At 65.1% G+C, this 25,346-nt stretch carries 20 protein-coding genes; 9 read left to right on the top strand and 11 right to left on the bottom strand.

Translation table 11 applies throughout. From position 1 onward, the window contains the following. Nucleotides 1–12: 12 nt before the first annotated feature. Nucleotides 13–705 (bottom strand): hypothetical protein, encoded by a 693-nt coding sequence (locus XH90_RS24260; protein WP_194476835.1) that lies wholly within the window; start codon nucleotides 703–705, stop codon nucleotides 13–15. Further along, nucleotides 702–1,271: a sigma-70 family RNA polymerase sigma factor gene (locus XH90_RS24265; RefSeq protein WP_164938793.1), complete on the bottom strand. Its 570-nt coding sequence runs from the start codon at nucleotides 1,269–1,271 to the stop codon at nucleotides 702–704. The genes XH90_RS24260 and XH90_RS24265 overlap by 4 nt, the downstream gene beginning before the upstream one ends. A gap of 440 nt (nucleotides 1,272–1,711) precedes the next feature. Here XH90_RS24265 and XH90_RS24270 point away from each other — a divergent pair, with 440 nt between their 5' ends. Both XH90_RS24270 and XH90_RS24275 read left to right on the top strand, forming a co-directional pair. After that, nucleotides 1,712–2,869: a GGDEF domain-containing protein gene (locus XH90_RS24270; protein ID WP_194476836.1), complete on the top strand. Its 1,158-nt coding sequence runs from the start codon at nucleotides 1,712–1,714 to the stop codon at nucleotides 2,867–2,869. Nucleotides 2,870–2,931: 62 nt separating this feature from the next. Next, nucleotides 2,932–4,032 carry a DUF2336 domain-containing protein gene (locus XH90_RS24275; protein WP_194476837.1) on the top strand — a complete coding sequence of 367 codons (1,101 nt, stop codon included), beginning with the start codon at nucleotides 2,932–2,934 and terminating at the stop codon, nucleotides 4,030–4,032. On the opposite strand, the gene XH90_RS24280 is transcribed toward XH90_RS24275, so the two are convergent. Both XH90_RS24280 and XH90_RS24285 read right to left on the bottom strand, forming a co-directional pair. Next, nucleotides 4,029–4,667, bottom strand: a complete 639-nt coding sequence (locus tag XH90_RS24280) for an NrsF family protein (RefSeq protein WP_194476838.1) — start codon at nucleotides 4,665–4,667, stop codon at nucleotides 4,029–4,031. The genes XH90_RS24275 and XH90_RS24280 overlap by 4 nt on opposite strands. Before the next feature lie 2 nt (nucleotides 4,668–4,669). Then, nucleotides 4,670–5,215 (bottom strand): sigma-70 family RNA polymerase sigma factor, encoded by a 546-nt coding sequence (locus XH90_RS24285; RefSeq protein WP_194476839.1) that lies wholly within the window; start codon nucleotides 5,213–5,215, stop codon nucleotides 4,670–4,672. Between the two features lie 290 nt (nucleotides 5,216–5,505). On the opposite strand from XH90_RS24285, the gene XH90_RS24290 reads away from it, so the two are divergent. Then, nucleotides 5,506–6,177 carry a hypothetical protein gene (locus XH90_RS24290; RefSeq protein WP_194476840.1) on the top strand — a complete coding sequence of 224 codons (672 nt, stop codon included), beginning with the start codon at nucleotides 5,506–5,508 and terminating at the stop codon, nucleotides 6,175–6,177. Nucleotides 6,178–6,287: 110 nt separating this feature from the next. Continuing rightward, the gene (locus XH90_RS24295) at nucleotides 6,288–7,067 is read left to right on the top strand and encodes an enoyl-CoA hydratase (RefSeq protein ID WP_194476841.1); all 780 of its coding nucleotides are present in this window, start codon (nucleotides 6,288–6,290) and stop codon (nucleotides 7,065–7,067) included. A gap of 160 nt (nucleotides 7,068–7,227) precedes the next feature. Here the strand turns inward: XH90_RS24295 and XH90_RS24300 are convergent, their stop codons facing one another. Next, nucleotides 7,228–9,087, bottom strand: coding sequence for an acetyl-CoA hydrolase/transferase C-terminal domain-containing protein (locus XH90_RS24300; RefSeq protein WP_194482790.1), 1,860 nt, complete (start codon nucleotides 9,085–9,087; stop codon nucleotides 7,228–7,230). Nucleotides 9,088–9,346: 259 nt separating this feature from the next. On the opposite strand from XH90_RS24300, the gene XH90_RS24305 reads away from it, so the two are divergent. Genes XH90_RS24305 through XH90_RS24315 form a run of 3 tightly spaced genes read left to right on the top strand, consistent with a single transcriptional unit; the run spans nucleotide 9,347 to nucleotide 12,278 of the window. Continuing rightward, nucleotides 9,347–10,744: a TolC family outer membrane protein gene (locus XH90_RS24305; RefSeq protein ID WP_194476842.1), complete on the top strand. Its 1,398-nt coding sequence runs from the start codon at nucleotides 9,347–9,349 to the stop codon at nucleotides 10,742–10,744. Between the two features lie 24 nt (nucleotides 10,745–10,768). Next, the gene (locus XH90_RS24310) at nucleotides 10,769–11,326 is read left to right on the top strand and encodes a hypothetical protein (protein ID WP_194476843.1); all 558 of its coding nucleotides are present in this window, start codon (nucleotides 10,769–10,771) and stop codon (nucleotides 11,324–11,326) included. Nucleotides 11,327–11,366: 40 nt separating this feature from the next. Then, nucleotides 11,367–12,278 carry an amidohydrolase gene (locus tag XH90_RS24315; protein WP_194476844.1) on the top strand — a complete coding sequence of 304 codons (912 nt, stop codon included), beginning with the start codon at nucleotides 11,367–11,369 and terminating at the stop codon, nucleotides 12,276–12,278. A gap of 8 nt (nucleotides 12,279–12,286) precedes the next feature. Here XH90_RS24315 and XH90_RS24320 read toward each other — a convergent pair whose 3' ends face one another. From XH90_RS24320 to XH90_RS24330, 3 genes are all read right to left on the bottom strand, one after another. Then, entirely contained in the window at nucleotides 12,287–15,403 is a 3,117-nt protein-coding gene (locus XH90_RS24320) for an efflux RND transporter permease subunit (RefSeq protein WP_194476845.1), read from the bottom strand. Between the two features lie 33 nt (nucleotides 15,404–15,436). Then, complete coding sequence (locus tag XH90_RS24325) at nucleotides 15,437–16,681, bottom strand: efflux RND transporter periplasmic adaptor subunit (RefSeq protein ID WP_194476846.1); 1,245 nt, start codon at nucleotides 16,679–16,681, stop codon at nucleotides 15,437–15,439. A 145-nt stretch (nucleotides 16,682–16,826) separates the two neighbouring features. Beyond that, nucleotides 16,827–18,242 (bottom strand): CoA transferase, encoded by a 1,416-nt coding sequence (locus XH90_RS24330; protein WP_194476847.1) that lies wholly within the window; start codon nucleotides 18,240–18,242, stop codon nucleotides 16,827–16,829. A 59-nt stretch (nucleotides 18,243–18,301) separates the two neighbouring features. Here XH90_RS24330 and XH90_RS24335 point away from each other — a divergent pair, with 59 nt between their 5' ends. Continuing rightward, nucleotides 18,302–18,589, top strand: a complete 288-nt coding sequence (locus tag XH90_RS24335; RefSeq protein ID WP_092229821.1) for a hypothetical protein — start codon at nucleotides 18,302–18,304, stop codon at nucleotides 18,587–18,589. 67 nt (nucleotides 18,590–18,656) lie between these two features. Then, on the top strand, nucleotides 18,657–19,427 hold the full coding sequence (locus XH90_RS24340) for an SDR family NAD(P)-dependent oxidoreductase (protein ID WP_194476848.1): 771 nt from the start codon (nucleotides 18,657–18,659) through the stop codon (nucleotides 19,425–19,427). 178 nt (nucleotides 19,428–19,605) lie between these two features. Here XH90_RS24340 and XH90_RS24345 read toward each other — a convergent pair whose 3' ends face one another. The 3 genes from XH90_RS24345 to XH90_RS24355 are packed head-to-tail and all read right to left on the bottom strand — an operon-like array spanning nucleotide 19,606 to nucleotide 25,329. Next, nucleotides 19,606–23,055, bottom strand: a complete 3,450-nt coding sequence (locus XH90_RS24345; protein ID WP_194476849.1) for an error-prone DNA polymerase — start codon at nucleotides 23,053–23,055, stop codon at nucleotides 19,606–19,608. Continuing rightward, entirely contained in the window at nucleotides 23,052–24,644 is a 1,593-nt protein-coding gene (locus XH90_RS24350) for a DNA polymerase Y family protein (protein WP_194476850.1), read from the bottom strand. The genes XH90_RS24345 and XH90_RS24350 overlap by 4 nt, the downstream gene beginning before the upstream one ends. Continuing rightward, nucleotides 24,541–25,329: an ImuA family protein gene (locus XH90_RS24355; protein WP_194476851.1), complete on the bottom strand. Its 789-nt coding sequence runs from the start codon at nucleotides 25,327–25,329 to the stop codon at nucleotides 24,541–24,543. The genes XH90_RS24350 and XH90_RS24355 overlap by 104 nt, the downstream gene beginning before the upstream one ends. Nucleotides 25,330–25,346: the final 17 nt, after the last annotated feature.

Genomic DNA, 25,346 nt, shown 5'->3' on the forward strand with positions numbered 1-25,346 from the left:
GCGAAGGCGCGTTTAAGGCGCCGCCACGGCGAGGTTGACGACCTTCTCGCGCTGCATCCTGCCGAGCAGCGCGGTCAGTTCGTCCTGGCTCATCGCCTTGTCGAACTGGAGGCGGAACATGCCGCCCTTGGCATCGCCGATGATCGAAGCCTGGTAGCTGTCGAGCAGGGCGGTGATGTCGGCGACGCGCGCCTCGGGCGTGAAGCGCACCAGCGCCCGCGACGGAGCGACGGCGCCCAGTTCGCGCGTGATCGGCGCGCCGGTCGAGAGCGATGCGGTCTGGAAGGTCGCAGGCTGGGTCTTCATCAGCACGGCGCCGATGATGCCGGCCTGGAGCAGCAATGCGATGGCACCCAGGCTCGCCGACCAGGCAAGCGTGCGCGGCGACAGGCTGGCGAAGAACGTGGCGATGCGCGCCGACAGCGGCAGCGAACCGGTCGCCCGCGCCGGCTCGGCGTCGATCGCGGCGAACAGCTTCTGCATCGCACGTGCCGAGGGAGCACCCAGGCTCTCGTTCAGATGGATTGTCTCTTCGTACTCGCCGCGAATCGCCGCATATTGCCTGGCGAGTTCCGGATCGCTCGCAAGCGCTTCCTCGACGCGGCGGACATCGCGCGCGTTCAGCGTGCCGGCGGCGTGCCAGGGCAGCAGCATCTCGATCTCACTGGGCTCTTGCTCCAGCATCTTCTTGCTCAACGCCATCATGGCCAGCCTCGCTCAATGCCGGCTGCCTTCAGCAGTTCGGCCAATTTCTTGCGCGCATAGAACAAGCGCGTCTTCACCGTATTCTCCGGGATCCCGACGATCTCGGCCACCTCTTCCACTGATTTCTCGTGGTAGTAGACGAGGTCGACGATTTCCCGATGGTCCGGCGAGAGGCCCGTCAGACACTCCCGCAACGCTTCACTGGTATCCTTCTTCTGCACCACCGTTTCCGGATCGTCGGATGAATCCTCGATCGCGTTCGCGGCTTCGTCGTCCAACTCAAAATCCTTCCTGCGCCGAAGCGCGGACAGGGCCTTGAATCGGGTGATCGCCAAAAGCCAGGTGGAAACCGCGGACCGGCCCTCGAATTTACCGGCCTGACGCCAGACGTCGAGAAACACCTCGCTGATGAGGTCTTCCGCCGTCTGCTCGTCCCGCACGAGCCTCAGCCCGAACCTGTACACCCTGACATGGTGCCGCCCGTACAACACCTGCATGGCGAGCCGGTCACCTTGGGCGATCCTGGCGATGAGGACCTCGTCCGTAGCCGCCTGTGTCACGCTCAAAGCCCGTCTCGCAAGATTGGTCGGGTCGATGGGGCGCAGGGTTCGACGGGAGAGGTGAAATTCTTCAACCTACCGCAGTCATACGGGGATCCGTGTGAACTACCCCACATGCGCGCAGCTTCCTTGTCGCACCCGTGGCGGTTGGCGGCTTCGCTCCAGAACGGTAACATAATACGGGAACACTCTCTTACGGACTGCCGTTGGCCGGCACAGACGGCCCGATCGAGCCGGGTTCATGACACGGCCCTGTGCACCTTATGTCGCTCGGCGCCGGATTTGGTCCGCGATATCGCCTGCGATGCCTAACTGACTGCCATACTCCGCGCCGCACGAAGCCCCTCACCCGCGCGCGGCGTCCCCCGGATTCGATGCAAAAGGATACCAAACCTAAAGGCTTACCACGTAGATTTTTTCGGCTGACATCCACCATTGGCGGGACCATGAGCACGGCCGCGACGTCCATTCCGGAAAGGAATGCCGCTGAAGTCGCGGATCTCGTCCTCGCGCCCGAGGCGGCGGCACCCGAGGCGCTGGCGCGCCGGATCCGGCAGCGACGGCAGATGTATGTCGGCCAGGCCGCCAGCTACTCGCTCGGCGCCTTCGTCCTGTTGCTCTATGCCTATGACGGCGCCATTCATTTCGACGTTCCGTCGCTGTTCTGGGTCGGCGGCCTCCTGATCATCGGCATCTTCGTGGTCATGTCGGAGGCCGGCGTCGGCGACCAGCACACCGACCATTACCTCACGGTCTTCCAGATCTCGGCGCATATGGCGCTGCAATTCATCTTCCTGGTGTCGGTGCCGACGATCGGGATTGCCTTCATCAGCGTGCTGTTCCTGATCTTCGCCTTCGGCACGCTGCGCATGACCCCGGAACAGGCGATGCTCACCTGGGCGCTCGCGACGCTCGCGCTCGCGGCCGTGTTCCTCGGCTCCGACCTGCCGATCGGCATGCCGGTTGCGACGCGGCTCCAGCGGACCGCCTCGATGCTCTGCTTCGTGCTGGTGATCGGCCAGTGCGCCTTCCTCGGCCTGTTCGGCGCCACGCTGCGCAAGATCCTGTACCGGCGCAGCGTCGAGCTGAAGGCCGCCTATCAGCGCATCGAGGAGCTCGCCGAGCTCGACGAGCTGACCGGCTCCTACAACCGCCGCTGCATCATGCGGCTGCTCGACGCGGAGATCGAAAAGTCGCGGCAGACTGCCGCACCGTGCGCGATCGCGCTGATCGACCTCGACTGGTTCAAGCGGATCAACGACGCGTACGGACATCCCGTCGGCGACGAGGTGCTGCGGACCTTCGCCATCACCATCTTCGCCAACATCCGGCCCGACGACCGCTTCGGCCGCTATGGCGGCGAGGAGTTTCTGCTGCTGCTGCCCGGCACCGCAATCGAGGCTGCATCGCGCATGCTCGACCGGCTGCGCAGCATCGTCGCCGAGCTCGACTGGGGCGCATTCTCGCCCGGCATGAGCGTGACCATTTCCGCCGGCGTCGTGACGCTGCGTGACGTTGATACTGCCGACACGTTCCTCGCGCGCGCCGACCGCGCGCTCTATTCCGCCAAGGCGCAAGGGCGCAACCGCATTGCTACGAGCTGACCAATCCATTTATGCCGGCAGGTGAGAAGGCATCGCCGGACCGAACGCTCCAGGACAGGGCCATGACATCCAAATCCGTTAAATCATCCGAGAACATCCTCGACGAATTGCAATCGGCACTCGCGCACGGCACCGTCGCCCGCCGGGTCGAGACGCTGCGCCGCGTCACCGACCTCTTCGTGGGCAATGCGGTCGACTACTCCGACGACCACATCCGGGTCTTCGACGACGTCTTCCAATGCCTGATCGAGCAGATCGAGACCTCGGCGAAAGCATTGCTCGCCGACCGGCTCGCGCCGATCGGAGCCGCCCCGCCCCAGATCATCCGCACGCTCGCGCTCGACGACGTCATCGAGGTCGCGGGTCCCGTGCTGTCGAAGTCCGAGCGGCTCGACGAGACGACCCTGATCGAGATCGCACGCAGCAAGAGCCAGGCCCATCTCAAGGCAATCTCGCTTCGGCGGGTGCTGTCGGAAGCGCTGACCGACGTGCTGGTGTCGCGCGGCAACGAAGACGTGGTGCAGTCGACCGTCAGCAATCCCGGTGCGAAGCTCTCCGAGGGCAGCCTCACCGATCTCATCGCCCGCGCCGAGCGCGATGACGATCTTGCGGCCTGCATCGGCCTGCGGCCCGACCTGCCGCGCCATCATTATCTGAAGCTGGTCGCCAAGGCATCCCTCAGCGTGCGCAGGAAACTGGAAGCCGCCCATCCCGAACTCGCCGACGAAGTGTCCAGCGTGGTCCAGGAAGCGGCACAGCGGGTCCGCGCCGCCGCCATGAGCCGGCAGACCGAGATGGCGCGCGCGCTGGTGAAGTCACTCCACGACGACGGCCGTCTCAACGAATTCCAGGTCGCAGCCTTCGCCGAACAGGGCAAGTTCGACGAGACCAATGCGGGGCTCGCGGCCCTTGCCGGCGTTTCGGTCGACATCGCCGAGAACATGATGATCGAGAGCCGCACCGAGGGCGTGATGATCCTCGCCAAGGTCGCCGGGATGCAATGGTCGAGCGTGCGCGCGATCGTTGCCATGCGCGAAAAGCTCTCGGGCGGCACGCAGACCGACATGCTGTCGCTGCGCGATACCTACGAGGCCCTGCGCAGTTCCACCGCCCAGCAGGTGCTGCGCTTCCAGCGCATGCAGAGCACGACGTCCGCGGCTTAATATCTCAATACTCTCGACCCAACCGCCGCGCCGATCGCGGTCACGACCGCGGTCGCGATCGTGTACCAGGTCGCGACGAACAGCGGCGAGTCGTCGGTGCAGTGCGAGGCGTAGAGCGTGGCGGCGAGCCCGGCCGAGAGCAGTCCGGCGAGCGCGCCGGCAAGCGCAGGACGCGCCGGAGCGCCATGGCGCAGGCCGAACAACGCGCCCGCAAGAAGCGGCAGCGACATCGCGGGAATCGCCGACAGGCATGCCCGCGAATTCTTGCCGACGAGCCGCATCGTCATCGGCATGGCCGGCGCCATCATCGCCTCGCTGCCGATCGCGACCGCAAGCAATCCCACGGGCAGCAGCAGAAGCCAGCCCCAGCCGCGCAGCAATGCCTCGGGCCGCGACAGGTGCAGGCTGATGATGATCGCGGGAATCGCGAGCGACAGCGTAACCGCGAACTTCATGTCGAAGAACGGGTTGTGCATGGCGCTCATCACGTCCGGCCGGACGCCGAGAAACGTCGCGAAAACCAGAATCGACAATGGCGCCGCGACCAGGAGCCCCGTCGTCAGCAGCGCACCGACGCGTGGGGCGCGGTGGGCGTTGTCGGCGGCAAGCGTGCGAATGAGTTGATCGGTGTCCATGACTAGTGGTCCCGTAGTTTGGCGGTCAGGGCCGCAAGCCCCCGATGCAGCGCGACGCGCACCGCACCTTCACTCATCGAGAATTTCGTCGCGGTGTCCTTGATCGAAGCGCTATCCACCGCGATCGACTGCAACACGTCGCGCTGACGCTGCGGCAGCGTGTTGAGCTGCGCCGTGACCTCGCCGGCCGAGGCCGTCTCCTGCGGCGTCTCGCCGGGCAGCGTCTCGGCGAAATCGTCGATGTTGACGAACACGCGCCGGCCGCGGCGCCTGAGCGCGTCGATCAGCTTGTTGCGGGCGATCGCAAACAGCCAGGGGGCGAAGGGCGCTTCGCTGTCCCAGGTGTGCCGCTTTAGATGCACCGCCAACAAAATCTCCTGCACGATATCCTCGGCCTGATCGGGAGGCTGCCCGGCACGCGCCAAGCCGCGCCTCGCGGCAGCGCGCAGCACCGGCGTGACCGCCTTCAACAGGCGATGATACGCCGCATCATCGCCTGCCATGGCCGACCGCATCAGGCCGGTCCATTCGTCCTCACGTCCGCGCACGCGCGCCCCTCATCATTGCAATTCGGCCGCTCTTTCAATTTGTTACGACCCGGCCCGAACGATCACGAAGTCGTGATCAAGATCGCACCTTCCCCGAAGCAGCCGCAGGAATTCCGTCAGGGCTCATAACACCGATCGGGCCCTGCCGCATCCGGCCACCCGCTGCCGCTAACCGGTTTGCCCCGGTTTTGCCCGGTGTGGCCCGAAGATTCCCATATTTTGCCCCGCTGTCGTCATGGCCCAAGGTCTCTGTTCGCTTCCGGGACGGGCGAATTGGGGAGACCATGAACATGACGAAAGCCAGCGGGCGCGCGGCATTGGCCGTTCTGGCCGGGCTGTTCTTGCTGTTGGGAGCCTCGGCGCAGGCGGCGCCGAGTTCTGCTGCAAGCACGAGCGCAAGCAAACAGGCCGATGCGGTCAAGCCGACCAAGTCGCGGCACCACGCCTCCCGCCGCCACACCGGCAGCAAGACGGCGCAGAAATCCGACGACAAGGCCGACAAATCCGACAAGGCGGATGCGCAGCCGCAGGTCGACGAGGCCAAGATCGACAACAAGGCCAACACCGACGCCCCGGCCTCGAGCCAGATGTCGCCCGATGTCGCCAATGCCAACGCGCAGCTCACCCCCGAGACGCCCCCTGCGACAGCGGCCTCGGCGATGACCGGCCGCGCCAACGACAATGTGCAGGCCGCAGCCGACAATGACGCCGCCCCCAATGCCGAGAACCAGGTGGTCGCGCCCGACCAGCTCAACGACCTCGACCGCGCCCTGCAACAGGACAATCCCCCCGCGCAGAGAGCGGTGGTCGCCGCAACCGACGCGCAGCCGCGTCCGGCGCCGGTGATGGCGAGCAGCCAGCCGAACTCGGCCTGGGACCAGAGCACCCTGATCGGCAAGATCTTCATCGGCGTCGGTACGCTGCTGACGCTGGCCTCGGCCGCACGCATGTTCATGGCTTGAACGACCCATTTCGGGCCGCGCTGCGCGCGCGTCCCGGCGGCCCTTGGCCCCCTTGAAGGCATCCGCGCCAGCGGGCACATTGCCCGCCCAATCAAACGCGTGGGTGGAGCATGAGCACGTTCGAACACATCATCGTCGAGAGCAAAGGCGCAGTCGGCATCGTCAAGCTGAACCGGCCGAAGATGCTCAACGCGCTTTCCTTCGGCGTGTTTCGCGAGATCGCCGCGGCGGTCGACGATCTCGAGGCCGATGACGCGATCGGCTGCATCGTCTTGACCGGCAGCGAGAAGGCCTTTGCGGCCGGCGCGGACATCAAGGAGATGCAGCCGAAGGGCTTCATCGACATGTTCTCCGAGGACTTTGCCGCGATCGGCGGCGATCGCGTCGCGCGTTGCCGCAAGCCGACCATTGCGGCGGTCGCAGGCTACGCGCTCGGCGGCGGCTGCGAGCTCGCCATGATGTGCGATTTCATCATCGCGGCGGACACCGCCAAATTCGGCCAGCCCGAGATCACGCTCGGCACCATCCCCGGCATCGGCGGCACCCAGCGCCTGACCCGCGCGATCGGCAAGTCCAAGGCGATGGATCTTTGCCTCACCGGCCGCATGATGGATGCGGCCGAGGCCGAGCGCAGCGGCCTCGTCAGCCGGATCGTGCCCGCCGACAAGCTGATGGAGGAGACCCTGGCGGCGGCCGAGAAGATCGCCTCCATGTCGCGCCCTGCGGTCGCGATGGCCAAGGAAGCGGTCAATCGCGCCTTCGAGACGACGCTGGCCGAGGGCATGAGCGTCGAGCGCAATCTGTTCCACTCGACCTTCGCGCTCGAAGACCGCTCCGAGGGCATGGCCGCCTTCATCGAGAAGCGCAAGCCGGTGAACAAGAACCGGTGATTTCCTCTCCGTCGTCCCGGACGAGCGCGCCTTAAGCGCGCGCAAATTCGGGACCCATACTCCGCAGCAATGTTTTTGCGATGACCCGGAGTTACCGGCTTCGCACCACGACTGCTCCCAAGTGCAATGGGTTCTGGCCTTCGCCAGGACGACAGCGGAGCTAGCTGGCGCGGCTCTCTGCCAGAGCAGCGTTGACCAGTGCGCGATAGAAGCGCTCCGGCCAGGTTTTGGGACGGTCAAGGCCGAGGCGTGCCAGGCACGCCTCGTCGGCCGTATCAGGCTTCCGCATCAATCCTTGCCACAGCAGACCTGCCAGCGCGCGCGATGAATGTTGCGCGCCTTGCAGGATCTCCAGCGCCGGAATCAGGCGCTGCTCCACCTCGGTGAAATCGCAACCGAACGGGAACGACGGCAAGAGCCCGGCCTCGCGCGCAGGCTTGAGCGCGGCTGCGATCCTTTCGGGATGGTTGTCGCGGTAAGCGGCCGGGATCTCGTAGCCCCGCGGCAGCTTGCCGGCGTCCTTCGCCAGCCGCGCCAACTCGCCTTGAAAGCGTGAATCCGCGATTGTCAGCATGCTTGCGATCACATCGGCGTCCGACTTTCCCCTGAGATCGGCAACGCCGTATTCGGTGACGAAGACATCGCGCAAATGGCGCGGAATGGTCTCATGCCCGTAGCGCCAGAGAAAGTTGGATTTCAGCGCGCCGCCGGACTGCCGCGTAGCTTCCAGCGTCAGGACCGACCGCGCGCCCTGGAGCGCGAAGGCTTGCGCTACGAAATTGTATTGCCCGCCGACCCCGCTCACGACCTGCCCGTCATCGAGGCCGTCCGACACGGCCGCCCCCAGCAGCGTCGCCATCATCGTGACGTTGATGAAGCGTGCGTCGATGCGGGCGCTGCGCTTCCGATCCTCATCGCCGTAGAGCTCGTTCGTAAACGACACCGGCATCATCTGGATGCGCGCGATCTCGTCTGATGGCATCTCGCGCAATACACGATAGAACGACCTTGGACCGAGGAAGAAAGCGCCATGCAGCACCACGCCGTCGATGGCGCGCGTGAGAATGCCGGCGTCGATCAGGCCGATGAAGGCCTCGGTCACCATCTCGCTGACGCCATAGAGGCCAACCTGGAAGGCCCCGGCTTCCTGCGCCACGCCCGGTCGCGCCTCGCACAGCCGCGTGACGACGTCATGAAACGCTGCTCCATGGCGTTGGCGGAGGATCAGGCCCTGCGCGAGCGCATCGCCGATCTGCCCGATGCCGATTTGCAGCGTGCCGCCGTCGCGGACCAGCGATGCCGCGTTCAGGCCTATGGCGTATCTGGTATCGGAGATCGGCTCCGACGGCGGCGCGAACAGAGGAAAGTCGGTCGCCGCACTGTCCAGCACCGCGGAAAACTCCTCGGCCGGAAGATCGCCCTCGCCTGGCATGAACGGCAGCTCGGAATTTACCTGCGCGATCAGCTTGAACGTCGCGCGTCCGGCGCGGCGCTCGCGCAGCACGTCCAGCGTCGTGTCGGTATTGCAGGAGAGGCTGTAGCGCGGCACGCCGTCGACGACGCGCTGCGCCACCAATTGTGTCACCACGTTCATCCCGCGCGCCAGCAGATAGCTCGCGGCATTGGTATAGTTGGCCGAAATGTAATTCTGCTGGGCAGCAGGCACGTGCAGCCAGCGCCCGGCCAGAAAGAAAAATTCGACCACGTCGATATTGGGCGGCAGCCGACGTTCGCGCAACGCATCGGCGTAGGTCAGATCGGGATACCCGCCGAACAGGCGATCGATCACCGGCGTGATGAACCGGCGTTCGATGAGCGCCTTCGGTGCTGGCTTCTCCAGTGTCAGCGCCGACAGCATTGTCAGCTTGATGTCAGGATCGGCACAGGCCCGCGCATAGAGCGCGTTGACGACATGATTGGCCTTGCCGAGACCAAGCGGCAGACCGACCACCAGATCGGTTCCGACGTCGCGAATGATTTCTTCCGCGAGTGCATCGGGATCGGAGAAGACTTTCGGCATCATCCGTGGGTCCGGACCGCATGGCTAAGGCGCCCGACGGAATTGGAAGGCACCATCAGGTCCCTATAGCCTATTCGTGGCGCAATCGGTGTGTGACGCACCTGCAACAAGCACGGATTTCATGGGGGTTTGCTCCGCGGCAGTTTGCCTGCGCGACCGGCGCTGGGTAAACAGTTAAGAGAACCGCCGTCGGCGGGGGCGGACAGCCGGGGTTTTGCGGGATTACATGATTGGGCGTACCGCCAGAGCTGGCCGCGTGATGACGCGGCGTCGATCGGGCGTGGGTCCTGTCCTGGCGACATGGACTGCGGTGGCGCTCTGTTGCGCCCTGCCCGCCGCCGTCTGTGCAGAGGCGCTGCCGGAGGCGCTGGTCAAGGCCTACCAGACCAACCCGCAACTCAACGCCGAGCGTGCAAGGCAGCGCGCCACCGACGAGAACGTTCCGCAGGCGCTGGCCGGCTACCGGCCGCAGATCGTGGCGAGCCTCAGCGCCGGCATGCAGGCAGTGCGCAATCTGCTTCCAGACAACACCATCCAGACCGCAACGCTGAAACCATGGACCATCGGGGTCACGGTGTCGCAGACCCTGTTCAACGGCTTCCGCACCGCCAACAGCGTGCGGGTCGCGGAACTCCAGGTGCAGTCCGGTCGCGAGGCTCTGCGCAACGTTGGCCAGGGCGTGCTGCTCGACGCCGTCACCGCCTATACCAACGTGCTGGCGAACCAGTCGCTGGTCGAGGCGCAGCGCTCAAACGTCGCCTTCCTGCGCGAGACGCTCTCCATCACCCAGCGCCGCCTCAACGCCGGCGACGTCACCCCGACCGATACCGCCCAGGCCGAGGCGCGCCTCAATCGGGGCCTTGCCGATCTCAATGCCGCCGAAGTCGCGCTTGCCGTGAGCCAGGCGACCTACGCCCAGGTAATCGGCAATTCGCCCTCCGCCCTTCGTCCCGCCGAAGTTGTCGATCGCTATCTGCCGAAGAGCCGCGAGGATTCGATCGCCATGGCGATCCGCGAGCATCCCGCCGTGATGGCAGCCGGCTTCGACGTCGACGTCGCCTCGACCAATATCCGCGTCGCCGAAGGCGCACTGCTCCCCAGCGCCAGCCTCCAGGGCAGCGTCAGCCGCAGCCGCGACAGCGACCAGACGCTCGGCACCTTCGGTACCGATCAGGCCTCGATCGTCGCCAACGTCACCGCGCCGATCTATGACGGTGGCCAGGCGGCATCGCAGACCCGGCAGGCCAAGGAAGTCACGGCGCAGAGCCGTCTGGTGCTCGACCAGATCCGCAACCAGGCGCGTACGGCGGCGGTCAGCGCCTGGGTCGCCAACGAAGGCGCCAAGATCGCGGTCTCGGCCTCGGAGTCCGAGGTGAAGGCGGCGACCGTCGCGCTCCAGGGCGTCCAGCGCGAGGCCGCCGGCGGACAGCGCACGACGGTGGACGTGCTGAACTCGCAGGCCGATCTGATCCAGGCCAAGGCCCGCCTGATCGGCGCGCTGCGCGACCGCGTCATCGCCTCCTACACGCTGCTCAGCGCCATCGGCCATCTCGACGTCAAGACCTTGAACCTGAACACACCGGACTATCTGCCCGAGGTGCACTACCAGCAGGTCCGCGACGCCTGGCACGGCCTGCGCACGCCGTCGGGGCAGTAGTTTCGAATCTTTCGGTCGACGCCAATGAAGAGCCGCCGCATCCATCTGATGGGAGCTTCGGGTTCCGGCGTGACGACGCTCGGCCGCGCTCTTGCGAGGCGGTTGGCGCTGCCGCATCACGACACCGACGACTATTTCTGGCTCCCGACTGCTCCGCCCTATCGGACGACACGCCCAGCCGCCGATCGTCTGCGCCTCATGCGTGAGATGTTTCTGCCGCGTCTCGATTGGGTGCTCAGCGGAACCGTCACCGGCTGGGGCGACGAAATCGTCCCGCTGTTCGATCTTGTTGCCTTCGTGACGACGCAGCGCGATCTTCGCGTGCAACGCCTGTACGCCCGCGAGGCTGCGCATTTTGGTGCGGATGCCGTTGTTCCCGGGGGCTGGCGCCACGAGGAGACCGAAGCCTTCGTCGAATGGGCCTCGCACTACGAAGCCAGCGATCGCGACGGACGCAGCCTCGCAAAGGACGAGGCCTGGCTGGCGGGTCTGCCCTGCACGGTCGTCCGCGCCGACGGCGCGCGGCCGATTGCGGAGCTGGTCGACCAGCTATGCGCCGACGTGGCGGGACTGCCCGGCTGATGTGATATCGTTCCGCGCCTTCCTCGCCGCCGGAGCCGCCATGACCGACAAGATTTTCGCGCGCGCAGCGCAGCCCGCGACACCGATCAGTTTCGATGTACCGGCAGGTGCCTGCGACTGTCACACCCACATCCATGGCGACGTCGAAGATTTTCCGTTCTTCGCGGGGCGCGTCTACACGCCGGGACCGGCAAGCCCCGACGAAATGGCGGCGCTGCACGAGGCGCTGCACATCGAGCGCGTGGTGATCGTCACGCCGAGCGTCTACGGCACCGACAATTCCTCGAGCCTGTTCGGCATGAAGGCCCGCGGCGCAACCGCGCGCGGCGTAGCCGTGATCGACGACAAGACCACCGAGGCCCAGCTCGATGCAATGCATGCGGACGGCTTTCGCGGCATCCGCATCAATCTTGCGACCGACGGTGTCAACGATCCCGATGTCGGCCGCGCCCGCTTTGCCGCCGCCGTCGAACGCATGTCAGCGCGCGGCTGGCATGTGCAGCTCTACACCACGCCGGCGATGATCTCGGCCATCAGGGATCTCGTGCTGGCTTCACCGGTGCCCGTCGTTTTCGATCATTTCGGCGGGCTCGAGGCCGCTCTCGGGCTCGAGCAGCCAGGGTTTTCCGACCTCGTCGCGCTGGTCAAGTCAGGCAAGGCCCATGTGAAGATCTCCGGCGCCTATCGCTCGTCGAACCTCGCGCCCGACTATCAGGACATGGTGCCCTATGCGCGTGCGCTGATCGCCGCAAACCCGGATCGTATCGTCTGGGGTACCGACTGGCCGCACCCGGATTCGGCGCAAGTCGCGGGCCGCAAGGCTACCGATCCCGCACCATTTCACCAGATCGACGACGGCCGGCTGCTGAACCAGCTTCCGGTGTGGTCACAGGATGATGACATCCGCAGGAAAATCCTGGTCGACAATCCGGCCCGGCTCTACGGATTTTGAGATCGGCGTCAGCGCGCGCGGCGGGAGAAGAAGGAGATCAGCACCGGCAGCGTCACCAGAATCACGACCGGCGCAAGCATCATGCCGGTCACCACGACGACCGCGAGCGGCTTCTGCACCTGCGAGCCGATGCCTTCCGACAGCGCGGCCGGCAAGAGGCCGACGCCGGCGACCACGCAGGTCATCAGCACGGGCCGGAGCTGCAACTCGCCGGTGCGAACCACCGCGCTCATGCGGTCCATGCCCTCTTCAATCAACTGGTTGAACTGCGAGAGGATGATGATGCCGTCCATCACGGCGATGCCGAACAGCGCGATGAAGCCGATCGCCGCCGAAACGCTGAAGGCGGTGCCGGACATCAACAGACCCAGCACGCCGCCGAAGATCGCCATCGGGATCACGCTCATGGCGAGCAGCGTGTCGGTCATCGAGCCGAAATTGAACCAGAGCAGGATGCCGATCAGCGCCAGCGAGATCGGGACCACGATCGACAGCCGCCGGATCGCGTCCTGGAGATTGCCGAACTCGCCGACCCATTCCATGTGCGAACCGGGCGGCAGCTGGACCTGTTCGGCGATCTTCTGCTGCGCCTCGCGGATGGCGCTGCCGAGATCGCGCTCGCGCACCGAGAACTTGATCGGCAGATAGCGTTCCTGCTGCTCGCGGTAGATGTAGGCGGCGCCGGAGACGAGGCTGATCGTGGCAACTTCGCTCAGGGGAATCTGGGTGATCGAGCCGTTCGGCCCGGGCGCGCCGATCCGGATGTTCTGGATCGCCTCGGCGCTGCGGCGGTACTCCGGCGCCAGGCGCACGATGATCGGGAAGTGGCGGTCGGACCCCGGCTCGTAGAGGTCGCCGGCGGTGTCGCCGCCGATCGCGACCTTGATGGTGGCGTTGATGTCGCCGGGAGCGAGCCCGTAACGCGCGGCCTTGGCGCGATCGATGTCGATCTGCACGGTCGGCTGCCCGAGCGAGGTGAAGACCGCAAGGTCCGTGACGCCCTGCACCGTCGACAGCACCGACTTGATCTTGTTGGCGGTGTCCGTCAGCGCCTGAAGATCGCTGCCGAACAGCTTGATCGAGTTCTCGCCCTTCACGCCGGAGACGGCTTCGGAGACGTTGTCCTGGAGATATTGCGAGAAGTTGAACTCGACGCCGGGGAAGCGGTCGTCGAGCTGCTTGAGCAGCTCCGCGGTCAGCTCCTCCTTGTCATGCGTACCCGGCCACGTGCTCGCGGGCTTCAGCGGCGCGAAGAACTCCGCGTTGAAGAAGCCGGCGGCGTCGGTGCCGTCGTCAGGACGGCCATGCTGCGACACCACGGACTCGACCTCGGGCCGGGCGCGGATCAGCTTCCGCATCTCGTTGACGTAGGAGTTGCCTTCCTGGAGCGAGATGGTCGGCGGCAGCGTGGCGCGGATCCAGAGATTGCCCTCTTCGAGCTTGGGCAGGAATTCGAGGCCGAGCAGCCGGCCGAACACGATCGTCATCGCCACGAGCCCGACCGCGCCGCCGAGTACGATGGCGCGGTTGGCGACGGCCCAGTTCAGCACCGGCATGTAGAGCCGGTGCAGGACCTGCATCACGCGGGTCTCGGTCTCCTCGACATGGGCGGGCAGGATGATCGCGGACAGCGCCGGCGTGACGGTAAAGGTCGCAAGCAGGCCGCCGGCAAGCGCGTAGGCATAGGTGCGCGCCATCGGCCCGAAGATGTTGCCCTCGACGCCTGACAGCGTGAACAGCGGCAGGAAGGCCGCAATGATGATCGCGGCGGCAAAGAAGATCGAACGCGAGACGTCGGCCGCGGCGCTGAGGATGGCGTGGCTCTTCATGCCGAACAGCGTCTCGGGCGACATCTGCTCGGATTCCGATGTCGGCGTGGTCTGCGTCAGGCGGCGGAAGATCGCCTCCACCATGATGACGGTCGCGTCCACGATCAGGCCGAAATCGATGGCGCCGACCGAGAGCAGGTTGGCCGATTCCCCGCGCAGCACCAGGATGATCACAGCGAAGAACAGCGCGAACGGAATCGTGGCGCCGACGATCAGCGCGCTGCGGAGATCGCCGAGGAAGATCCATTGCAGCAGCACGATCAGCAGGATGCCGACCACCATGTTGTGCAACACGGTGTGCGTGGTGAGGTCGATCAGGTCCTTGCGGTCGTAGATGCGCTCGATCCGCACGCCCGGCGGCAGGATCGTCGAGCCGTTGATCTGGGCGACGAGCTGCTCGACGCGATTGATGGTCGGCGTGCTCTGCTCGCCGCGGCGCATCAGCACGATGCCCTGCACGATGTCGTCGGAATCGTCGAGACCGGCGATGCCGAGACGCGGCTTCTGGCCGACGGTGACGGTGGCGACGTCCTTCACCAGCACCGGATTGCCGTTGGTCTGCGCAACCATGGTGTTGGCAAGATCGTCGATCGACTTGATCAGGCCGACGCCGCGCACCACGGCCGACTGCTGGCCAATATTGACGGTGTTGCCGCCGACATTGACGTTCGAATTGCTGACGGCCTGCAGCAACTGCGGCAGCGTCAAGCCGTTGGCGACCAGCTTGTTGTTGTCGACCTGGAGCTCGTAGGTCTTGCTCTTGCCGCCCCAGCCGGTGACGTCGATCACGCCGGGCACGGCGCGGAAGCGGCGCTGGAGGATCCAGTCCTGGATGGTCTTGAGGTCGAGCACGCTGTAGTTCGGCGGGCCGACCAGGCGGTAGCGGAAGATTTCACCGATCGGGCTCAGGGGCGAGATTTGCGGCTGCACGTTGCCCGGCAGCGGCGCCAGCTGCGCGAGGCGATTCAAGACCTGCTGCAACGCCTCGTCATAAGTGTAGGCGAAGGAGAACTGGAGTTTGACGTCGGAGAGGCCGTAGAGCGAGATGGTGCGAATCGTCGTCAGGTTCTTCAGGCCAGCGACCTGGGTCTCGATCGGAATCGTGATGTAGCGCTCGATCTCTTCCGCCGACAGGCCGGGGCTCTGCGTGACGATATCGACCATCGGCGGGGTCGGATCGGGATAGGCCTCGATATTGAGCTGGTTGAACGCGATCAGGCCGCCGATGAACACGGCAACGAACATGCCGACCATCAGGAAGCGCCGGTTGACGGCAAGGGCGACGAGACGGTCCATTCAGGTTTTTCGCAGTTTCTTGGGGCTCGTCGATCAGCTGCCGGACGCCGCGCGGTCGATGAACAGGCTGCCTTTGACGACGATCCGTTCGCCGGGCTTCAGGTTGCTGGTGACCTCGACGAGTTTGCCATTGATGAGGCCGATCTTGATCTGGCGGAGCTCGACCGACTTGTCGTCACGCGCGACCCAGATGCGGACCTGGTCGCCTTCATAGATCAGCGCCTGCTTCGGCACCGCGGGCGCGGCGCGGTCGCCGGTCGAATAGATCGTGACGTTGGCGAACATTTCCGGCTTGAGCAGGCCGTCCTTGTTGTCGATGGTGGCGCGCACCAGCAGGCGGCGGGTGTTGGGATCGATCGCAGCGGCGACATAGTTGATCTTGGCGGCCAGCGGATGGCCCGGCAGCGCCATCACGTTGACGGCGATATCCTGCCCGACACTGACGGAGGCGGCGTCGCTCTCACGCACGAAAGCGGTGAGCCAGACCGTGGAGAGATCGCCGATCACGAAGACTGGATCGCTGGCGCCGGTGTTGACATATTGCCCGGGGCCGATCTTGCGTTGCACGACCGTGCCCGAGATCGGCGCATAGATCGTGATTTCCGGATTGATGGTGCTCTTCGTCTGGAACGCCTTGATGGTCTCGTCGGTAAAACCGAGGATGCGCAGTTTGTTGTTAGCGGCTTCCAGCGCCGTCACCGAGGAACGCATGTCGTTCTGCGCCTGGACCTGGGTCGCTTCCGCCTGCTGGAAATCCTTGAGCGGAATGGCGCGGCCTTCGTAGAGATCCTTGGCGCGCCGGTACTGGATGTCGGCAAGCTCGAGCGCCGACTTCGCCTTGTTCTGCGACGTCATCGCCGCGATGAAATCATTCTGGGCCTGCACGGTATCGGCGGCCTCGATTGTGAACAGCGGTTGACCCTGGGTCACGCTCTCGCCCGGCTTGGCGAGCAGCTTGGTCACCCGGCCCGCATAGGGCGAGAACACCGGCGTCGAACGGTCCTCGTCGACGGCGACCTTGCCTTCGGTGACATACTCGGCGCGGAAGGTCTTGGCATTGACCGGCTCGATCGTCAGCGTCGCCCATTCGGATGGCGTCGGCGTGAAATTCTGGGCGTTCTTGCGCGACTGGCTTGAGACCTCGGAGTTCTTCTTCTCCTTGGTGCCGGCAAACATGAAACCGTAGGCGCCGGCCCCGGCGAGCGCCAGCAAGACTGCGGATGTGATCACCCGCCGTTTCGTAAGCGCCTGCGATCGCTTGGTGTTTTCAACTACCATGGAGCCCGGTCGTGTCTGCGACGATCTCGGCAGACGACTGCCTCATCGGTCGCGCTAATAGTGCCGATTTGGGATTTCAAACAACCTAAAAAACGCCGCGCACCCTTCGGTTTGCGTTAAAATTTTGCGGCATGTCAGCTTCACGTCAGCTTTGCGCCGGCCATTGCGGCGAATGACTGCCGAGCGGCATCGCCGGACGGCTCCATTGCGCCGGTGTTCTCGACAGCACAGCCGAATGGCGCACCGCCTTCAACGTTCCGAAGCCAGATGACATCGTTTCCATGAACGCAGCATGTACGGCCTCGCCCGTAAGATCCGGGGTGTTCAGGCCATCCGCAAGCCGGCCGAGATTCCAAAGCCAGCGTCCGGTCTGCGCCAGCGACACGCGCACGTGCCAGCTACCGCCTTCGCGAGCCTGACGCGCCTTCGCCATCATCGCGCCGAACGCCATGAGATAGCCGGTGGCGTGGTCGAGAATCTGTGCCGGCAATTCCTTGGGACCATCGACGCCGACAGCCTTCCCTTCCGCGTCGTTGAAGCCGGTCGTGGTCTGCACCAGCGAATCGAAGCCGCGACGCTCGGCCCAGGGACCGCCATGGCCGTAAGCCGACAGCGTGACATAGACGATGCCGGGATTGATCTCCGCGGCGTGCTCCGGCGAGAAGCCGAGGGCCGCGAGCGCGCGCGGGCGATAGCCCTGCGAGAAGATGTCTGCATCTTTCAACAGCGCGCGCATCTGCGCCTTGCCTGCCTCGCTCTTCAGCTCGATGAAGGTTGTGAGCTTGCCGCGGCCTGTGTCGATGGTGAGCCAGGGAATGGCCGGCAGTGCCGGCCCCGAAACGAGCAGCACATCGGCGCCGTGCGCCGCGAGCGTGCGGCCGGCGACGGGACCGGCGATGACGCGGGAGAGATCGAGCACGCGCAGACCTGCGAGCGGCCGATCGCCTTTCGGCCATGATTTTTTAGGCCATGGCTTCGGCGGGGCATCGCCGATTCTGTCGATCGAGATCAGCGGGAGCTCCGCGAGCGCACACGCCTGCGGCAGCGCGGACCATTCGTCGTAGGAGCGCATCAGCGCAACGACGCCGCCTGCGGCATAGGCTGCCGTTTCGAAATCCGCGCCCTTCCATTGCATCAGAGCGGCCTGCACCTTGTCGCGCTCGGGCACGCAGCCAAGCACCTTGCAGACAGCGTCGCGGTGATGCGGGAAATTAGTGTGGCAGCGGACGAAGCGGTCGTCGCCGGTCTTGTAGACGCCGGCGATGGCGTCCCAGGCCGGCGGCGGCGGCTTGTCGTCGAGACGCAGATAACGCTCGGAGCGGCATTCGACGACGGCATGGCGCATGTCGACGCTCACGCCCTGCGCCTCGCCGCCGCGCAGCCGCCAGATCTCGGCGGCGGCAAGAGCTGCCGCGGCGATTGTCGTTTGCCCGGCGACGGCGACACGGAACGAGGACGGGATCTGCGGCTCCTCGCCGGTCAGATGCACACGCTCGAGCGCGGCCTTATCGCCGCCGGCGGAGGTCCAGATATCGCTGAGAACGCCGATAGGGCTTTGCATCGTAGCCTCTCTCCCCTAGGTTTTCTTGCGACCATCCCATGAGCACGGAAAGGATTGCAATGGCCGCCATCGATCCCCTCACCGCAGGCGCCGTGTTCGTCGCAACGGCGGCAACCGACGCAGTCTACGTGATGTTTACGTCGGCCGTGGTCGCACGCAAGCGCGTACCGGCCGCGAGCTGGAGTGCGATCTGGTACCTGCTCTCCTCTTACGCCGTGATCAGCTACACCGAAAACGCTTTCTATGTCGCATTCGCGGCCATCGGCTCCTGGGTCGGCGCCTATGCATCGCTGACCTTCCTGCATCGCCCACCCGGCGGCCCGCCTGTGGGGGCCTCGCCGGAATAGAGGGGGAGGACTTTCTCCGCCTCCGCGGCTACACTCCGTACGACCAACAAAAAGGAAAACCCAAACAATGGATCTCGGTCTCAAAGGCAAGAACGCCATCGTGCTCGGCGGCACCCGCGGCATCGGGCGGGCAATCGCAGCAACGCTGGCCGGTGAAGGCAGCAATGTCGCGGTGTGCGCGCGTAACGCGGAGCAAGTTGCGGCCACCGTTGCTGAACTCAAGGCGAGCGGCATCCGCGCCACCGGCGGCACGGTCGACGTCACCGACGGCGCTGCTCTGAAGGCGTGGGTCGAGGGCACTGCGAAGGAATTCGGAGGAGTAGACCTGGTTTTCGCCAACGCCGGCGCGATGGCGCAAGGCCATGATCCGGCATCGTGGGAACAGAACTTCCGGCTCGACGTGCTCGGGGCCGTGCATGCGTTCGACGCGGCGCGGCCCTTCCTCGAGGCCAGCGGCGAAAAGAACGGCGATGCCGCCTTCATCATCATCTCCTCGATCGCGGCGGCACAGGCCGATCTCGCCAGTTCCTACGGCCCGATCAAGGCGGCGCTGATCCACATGGCCAAGGGCCTGGCGCGGCAATATGCGAAGAAGAAGATCCGCGTGAATGTCGTGTCGCCCGGCACCGTCTATTTCAAGGGCGGCGTCTGGAACATGATCGAGCAGAACATGCCTGAACGCTACAACGACGCGATGAAGCGCAATCCGACGGGACGCATGGCAACGCCACAGGAGATCGCGAACGCCGCGGTGTTTCTGGCGAGCCCGGCATCGTCGTTCACGACCGGCGCCAATCTCGTCGTGGATGGTGCGATCTCGAACCGGGTGAATTTCTAGCGCGTGCTCCTGTCTGTTCCGTCATCCTGAGGTGCGAGGTTTGCGATGCGCATGCATCGCAAGCCGAGCCTCGAAGGATGAGCAGCCAAGCTGGCAGTCGGGCCGTCGCCTTCGAGGGCCGCTGAAGGAGCCGCCACGTCAGGGTGACGGGGAGAGACTTGCGCGCATGGATCAAGCCTCAATGGAAATCCCGCGACGGCGGCAGTATGCGGACGTTGCGGGGATGGCGAATTTTTTGCGCCGGCATATCCGCGTGGTCGCGACGATCGTCATTGAGCGGCTCGACGACCGTGGCGCCTGCCGGCACCGGAGGCTTGCGGCTCAGAACATCATTGGCAAGGCCAACCAGATCGTGCGAACGGTCGATCATGCGCTGCGCGATCAGATGCGTCACCTTCTCGGGGCTGCTCTGGATATAGCCTTGAACCTCGATGAGGCGCGCGCCCATCACCTCTTTCCGATACTGCTCCATGACCTTGGGCCACACCACGACATTGGCAATGCCGGTCTCGTCTTCCAGCGTCATGAACACGACGCCGCTGGCGCTGCCCGGCCGCTGCCGCACCAGCACCACGCCGGCGCAGCGGGCGCGGCGCCGTTCGTTCTCGTGGCTGATCTCCTTGCAGGCGACGATCCGCTCGCGCGAAAACATCTCGCGCAGGAATTCCATCGGATGGCCTTTGAGTGACAGACGGATGGTCTGGTAGTCGGCGACGACCTGTTCGGGACGCGGCATCATTGGCAACGGCTGCGCGTGCTCGTCCGGTTGCTCGCGGGCGGTGGCTGCTTCAAACAGCGGCAGCGCGACGTCGTCGGGCAGCCGCCGCACCTGCCACAGCGCCTCGCGGCGATCGAGCCCGAGCGAGCGGAAGGCATCCGCATCCGCCAGCAGGATCAGCGCGCGCTTGGGCAGGCCGGTGTCGCGGGCGAAGTCTTCGAGCGAGGTGAAGGGGCGGCGGTCGCGAGCGGCGATGATACGGTCGGCCCAGTCTTCTTTTTTGTCATTCCGGGGCGACGCGCCAGCGTCGAGCCCGGAATCCATAACCACCATCGGGAGTATCGATTCCGGGCTCGCGCCTGTCGGCGCGCCCCGGAATGACGACTGAATTTGCTTCAGCCTCTCTTCATCCTCATCGAGCCAATGAAAACCGTCGATCTGACGGAAGCCCAGGCGAACGGCACAATATCTGCCGTCCGTGTTCTCCAGCGTGTTCTGCGCGAAGCTGTAGGACACGTCGATTTCGCGCACCTCGACGCCGTTCTTGCGGGCATCGCCGACGATCTGCGCCGGGGCGTAAAAGCCCATCGGCTGGGAGTTCAACAGGCCACAGCAGAAGGCGTCGGGGTGATGATATTTCAGCCATGACGAGATGTAGACGAGCTGGGCAAAACTCGCAGCATGGCTCTCCGGAAAACCGTAGGAGCCAAAGCCCTTGATCTGGTCAAAGCAGCTTCTGGCGAAGTTGGCATCATAGCCGCGCGCGACCATGTTGCCGATCAGCTTCTCCTCGTATTGGCCGATGGTGCCGACATTGCGGAAAGTCGCCATCGAACGGCGCAGGCCGTTGGCTTCCTCGGGGGTGAATTTTGCCGCCTCGATCGCGATGCGCATTGCCTGTTCCTGAAACAGGGGCACGCCCTTGGTCTTGTGCAGCACCTTGTAGAGCTCGTCCGCGGGACCGTGCTCGGGCGATGGCGAGGGATAGGTCACCTTCTCCAGATTGTTCCGCCGCCTCAAGTAAGGATGCACCATGTCGCCCTGGATCGGCCCCGGCCGCACGATCGCGACTTCGATGACGAGATCGTAGAAGGTCCGCGGCTTCAGGCGCGGCAGCATGTTCATCTGGGCGCGGCTCTCGACCTGGAAGACCCCGAGCGACTCGCCGGCACACAACATATCGTAAACCCTGGGATCATCCTGCGGGACGGTCGCCAGAACCCAACGCTCGCCCTTGTGATGGTCGATCAGATCGAAACATTTCCTGATGCAGGTCAGCATGCCCAGCGCGAGCACGTCGACCTTCATCATGCTGAGCGCGTCGACGTCGTCCTTGTCCCATTCGATGAAGGTGCGGTCGTCCATCGCGGCGTTGCCGATCGGCACATAGGTGTCGAGCCGATCCTGCGTCAGCACATAGCCGCCGACATGCTGGGAGAGATGGCGCGGGAATTCGATGAGCTCGGTCGCAAGCTCGACCGCAAGGTTGATCATGGGATTCTGGGGATCGAGCCCGGCCTGCCGGACCTGCATGTCGTTGAGACCCTTGCCCCAACTACCCCAGACGGTATCGGCGAGCGCCGCGGTGACGTCCTCGGTCAGGCCGAGCGCCTTGCCGACATCGCGGATGGCGCTGCGCGGACGATAATGGATAACCGTGGCGATGATCGCAGCCCGGTGGCGGCCGTAGCGACGATAGACATATTGCATCACCTCTTCGCGCCGCGAATGCTCGAAATCGACATCGATGTCGGGCGGCTCCAGCCGCTCCTTGGAGATGAAGCGCTCGAACAGCAGATCGACCTTGGTCGGGTCGACCGAGGTGATGCCGAGCACGTAGCACACGGCCGAATTCGCCGCCGATCCCCGTCCCTGGCACAAAATGTTCTGGCTGCGGGCGTAGTGGACGATGTCGTGCACAGTGAGAAAGTAGTGCGCGTATTTCAGCTCTGATATCAGCGCGAGCTCCTTCTTCAGCGTGGCGCGCAGCTTGTCATCGATCTTGCCACCGAAATATTTGTCGACGCCGGCCCAGGTCAGGTCCTCCAGATGCCCCTGCGCGCTCTTGCCCGGCGGCACCGGCTCGTCAGGATACTGGTACTTGAGTTGATCGAGCGAGAAGCCGATCCTGCCCGCAAAGCGCATGGTCTCCGCGATCGCATCAGGGAAATCGCGGAACAGCCGCGCCATTTCGCGGGGCGTCTTCAGAAAGCGCTCGGCATTGGCTTCCAGCTTGCGTCCGATCGTCTCGATCGTGGTCTTTTCGCGAATGCAGGTCAGCACGTCCTGCAAAGGACGGCGGCCGGGGTGGTGATAGAGCACCTCGTTGGTCGCGAGCAGCGGCACTCTTGCTGTTGCGGCGAGATCGTCGAGCCGTGCCAGGCGGCGGCGGTCATCGCCACGATAGATCAGGCTCGCTGCCAGCCACACGCCTTCGGCGCGGCTTGCTTTGAGCTTTCCAAGAATATCCAACGCTTGCGCGTCATCGAACCGGTGCGGCAGCGTCAGGACCAGGAGCTGGCCTTCCACGAACTCCAGCAGATCGGCAAAGCCGAGATGGCATTCGCCCTTCTCGATCCGCGTGATGTCGTCGCCGCGCTTGCCCCGGGTCAGAAGCTGGCACAGCCGGCCATAGGCGGCGCGATCGCGCGGATAGACGAAAATGTCGGGCGTGCCGTCGATGAAGACGATGCGCGCGCCGATCAGCAGCTTTGGCTTGTGAAGCACCTTGTCATTGTCGAGCTCCTTCCAGGCCCGCACCACGCCGGCGAGCGTGTTGCGATCGGCGATGCCGATCACGGGAATGCCGAGCTTGCTGGCCTGATGCACATAGGCGCGCGGATCCGAGCCGCCGCGCAAGAAGGAGAAATTCGTGGTGATGCCGATCTCGGCATAAGCAGGCGCGTTCATGCGAAGAGACCGTGGACATACCAGTTGGGTGGCGTGGGCTTGCCGTCGGCATCGAACACCTCTCCCTCGTAAAGACCGTCCCGAAAGATCCAGAAGCGCAGGCCTTCGGCATCCTCGATGCGGAAATAATCCCGCGTCAGCTGCTTGCCGTCCTGCCGCCACCATTCCATGGCGATGCGCTCGGGCCCTTCCACCCGCACCACCGCATGTTTCGCGCGGCGCCAGGTGAATTGATGCGGCGGCCCGTCAGGCACGGTCGCGAACGGCACGGTGACCGGCTCCGGCTTATCGAACAGCCTGAGGGGACGCAGCGGCGGTTCACCTTCGGCACGAGCAGGCCACTGGGCCTGCATGGCGACGGCGAGATGATGCTGCGCCGGCGCGGCCAGCACCGCCTGTTCGGGGACATGGGTATCCTCAGGTAGATGCACGACGACGCGCTTTCCTCCGATCCGCGCGGCAATGCGGTCGATCAGTGCGGCGAGTTCGTCATTGTCGTGAACATGGGCGTCGAGATCGCGCTGCTCCTGCACCACGACCTCGGTGTGGCTCGCCGACAAGCGCACCATGTCGAAGCCGAAACCGGGATCGAGCGGATCGGCGAGCGCATCGAGCCGCTCGCGGAACAGCCGGTCGATCACGGCGCTCCGCGTCACCGGACGTCCAGTCTCGACCATGATCGCGCGCACCACGCCGTCGGTGCGGAAGAACGCGGCCTCCAGCCGGCGCGCGCCCTTGCCCTGCTTCTCCATGGAGGCGATCAACGTATCAGCCAGTCGCGACAGCGTCATCGCGATCATGGTGTCGGTCGCGATCGGCTCGGCAAAGCGCTTCTCCACGATGTAATCGGGCAGCGGCTTGCGCGGGCTGATCGGCGCATCGCCCTGTCCCAGCGCATGCGCGAGCAGCGTGGAGAACCGCGCGCCGAACCGCGCCGTGATTTCGGAGGCGCTGCGCGATGCGACATCGCCGATGGTCTTCAGGCCGGCGCGGCGCAGGCCGGTGGTGATGGTCTCGTCCGCACCGAGCGCGGACACCGGAAACCGGTCGATCGCCGCCGCCTCGCCGCCATCGGCGACGATGTTGCCCGTGGCCTGTCGCGTCAGCGTGCGCGCGCAGACCGAAGTGCCGGCAATCGCCGCGCTGACGGCAAAGCCCTGACGGTCGAGCGCCCGGACCAGTGTCTGCAACAGTGCAGCCTCGCCGCCGAACAAATGCGCGCAGCCAGTGATGTCCAGGAACAATCCATGCGGCGCATCGAACGCCACCAGCGGGGTGAAGCGATCGCACCAATCGGCGATATCGCTCAGCGTTTTCGCGTCGGCCACGACATCGGCGTCGAACACTTTTAAATCCGGACACACCGCCCGCGCATTGGCGAGCGGCTGGCCGATGTAAAGTCCGAGCCGCTCGGCGGCCTCGTCCAACGCATGGATCACCAGCGCGTTGTTGTTCTTGATGACGACGATGCTGGGATCATTGGCCTTACCCAGCCCGGCGCTGTTGAAGAACCGCTGGATCCGGTCGATGGGCAGGCGCGGCAGCCACAGGCTGAGAATACGTCGACGGTTCACTGAACTGGCACTCATCACACTTCCATTCCATGATCCACCGGCCACACGGGCCGTGACGATTACGCAGCAGCTCGACATCGAAGCGCGGCGCGCCCCAGGCACTCCAGGCTGGCCCCGGCGGCGAATGCGCCGCGCGCAGCATCCACCGCGTCTCCGCGGTCGAGGGCAAAGGTTGCGCCGCCATCCGCAGCAACAGACCGGTGACGCCGGAACCCTGCGCGGCCAGCGTCAGCTTGCGACTCGCCACCAGATCGAACTGCCTGGTCTCGCCCCAGAGCTCGAGCACGACGGCACCCAGCGCATCGCAGGCGAGCGCATCGGCCGAGGTGCGCAGTGCACTCTCCACGTCGGCGGCACGCACCATTACGATACGGCGCGGATCGAGGCCGAGCTCGGCGAGCCCGCTCATCGACAGCGCGCCGGTTTCAAGTTCCGAGAAATCCTGCCGCACCCACAGCAGCGGCCGCTGCGCCGTGATGCGACCCGCAAGCCCGGTGACAAAACCGGTCGCGGCCGCGCCTTGGCGCCCCTCGCAAAACACCTCGTGGATTGCCGCACGCGCGAGCCCACCTTTCAAGGCGCGATCGACTTCGCCGTGACCGAGCACGACACGGTCCTGATGATGCACGACCTCCGCCGTCTCGATCCGTTCGATCTGGCTGCGCAAGGTCGCAAGCGCGCTTCTGCGTGCGCCGCTCATGCTCGCCGCTCCTTCAG

It is taken from the genome of Bradyrhizobium sp. CCBAU 53338, from assembly GCF_015291665.1.
In the GTDB taxonomy this organism is placed as follows: Bacteria; Pseudomonadota; Alphaproteobacteria; order Rhizobiales; family Xanthobacteraceae; genus Bradyrhizobium.

What these genes read in the sequence shown, in the direction of transcription:
- XH90_RS24270 (WP_194476836.1), top strand. Translation starts at nt 1,712, where the DNA reads ATGAGCACGGCCGCGACGTCCATTCCGGAAAGGAATGCCGCTGAAGTC.
- XH90_RS24315 (WP_194476844.1), top strand. Translation starts at nt 11,367, where the DNA reads ATGACCGACAAGATTTTCGCGCGCGCAGCGCAGCCCGCGACACCGATC.
- XH90_RS24320 (WP_194476845.1), bottom strand. Translation starts at nt 15,403, where the DNA reads ATGGACCGTCTCGTCGCCCTTGCCGTCAACCGGCGCTTCCTGATGGTC.
- XH90_RS24345 (WP_194476849.1), bottom strand. Translation starts at nt 23,055, where the DNA reads ATGAACGCGCCTGCTTATGCCGAGATCGGCATCACCACGAATTTCTCC.
- XH90_RS24305 (WP_194476842.1), top strand. Translation starts at nt 9,347, where the DNA reads ATGACGCGGCGTCGATCGGGCGTGGGTCCTGTCCTGGCGACATGGACT.
- XH90_RS24340 (WP_194476848.1), top strand. Translation starts at nt 18,657, where the DNA reads ATGGATCTCGGTCTCAAAGGCAAGAACGCCATCGTGCTCGGCGGCACC.
- XH90_RS24325 (WP_194476846.1), bottom strand. Translation starts at nt 16,681, where the DNA reads ATGGTAGTTGAAAACACCAAGCGATCGCAGGCGCTTACGAAACGGCGG.
- XH90_RS24295 (WP_194476841.1), top strand. Translation starts at nt 6,288, where the DNA reads ATGAGCACGTTCGAACACATCATCGTCGAGAGCAAAGGCGCAGTCGGC.
- XH90_RS24260 (WP_194476835.1), bottom strand. Translation starts at nt 705, where the DNA reads ATGATGGCGTTGAGCAAGAAGATGCTGGAGCAAGAGCCCAGTGAGATC.
- XH90_RS24300 (WP_194482790.1), bottom strand. Translation starts at nt 9,087, where the DNA reads ATGCCGAAAGTCTTCTCCGATCCCGATGCACTCGCGGAAGAAATCATT.
- XH90_RS24350 (WP_194476850.1), bottom strand. Translation starts at nt 24,644, where the DNA reads ATGAGTGCCAGTTCAGTGAACCGTCGACGTATTCTCAGCCTGTGGCTG.
- XH90_RS24310 (WP_194476843.1), top strand. Translation starts at nt 10,769, where the DNA reads ATGAAGAGCCGCCGCATCCATCTGATGGGAGCTTCGGGTTCCGGCGTG.
- XH90_RS24355 (WP_194476851.1), bottom strand. Translation starts at nt 25,329, where the DNA reads ATGAGCGGCGCACGCAGAAGCGCGCTTGCGACCTTGCGCAGCCAGATC.
- XH90_RS24275 (WP_194476837.1), top strand. Translation starts at nt 2,932, where the DNA reads ATGACATCCAAATCCGTTAAATCATCCGAGAACATCCTCGACGAATTG.
- XH90_RS24290 (WP_194476840.1), top strand. Translation starts at nt 5,506, where the DNA reads ATGACGAAAGCCAGCGGGCGCGCGGCATTGGCCGTTCTGGCCGGGCTG.
- XH90_RS24335 (WP_092229821.1), top strand. Translation starts at nt 18,302, where the DNA reads ATGGCCGCCATCGATCCCCTCACCGCAGGCGCCGTGTTCGTCGCAACG.
- XH90_RS24330 (WP_194476847.1), bottom strand. Translation starts at nt 18,242, where the DNA reads ATGCAAAGCCCTATCGGCGTTCTCAGCGATATCTGGACCTCCGCCGGC.
- XH90_RS24280 (WP_194476838.1), bottom strand. Translation starts at nt 4,667, where the DNA reads ATGGACACCGATCAACTCATTCGCACGCTTGCCGCCGACAACGCCCAC.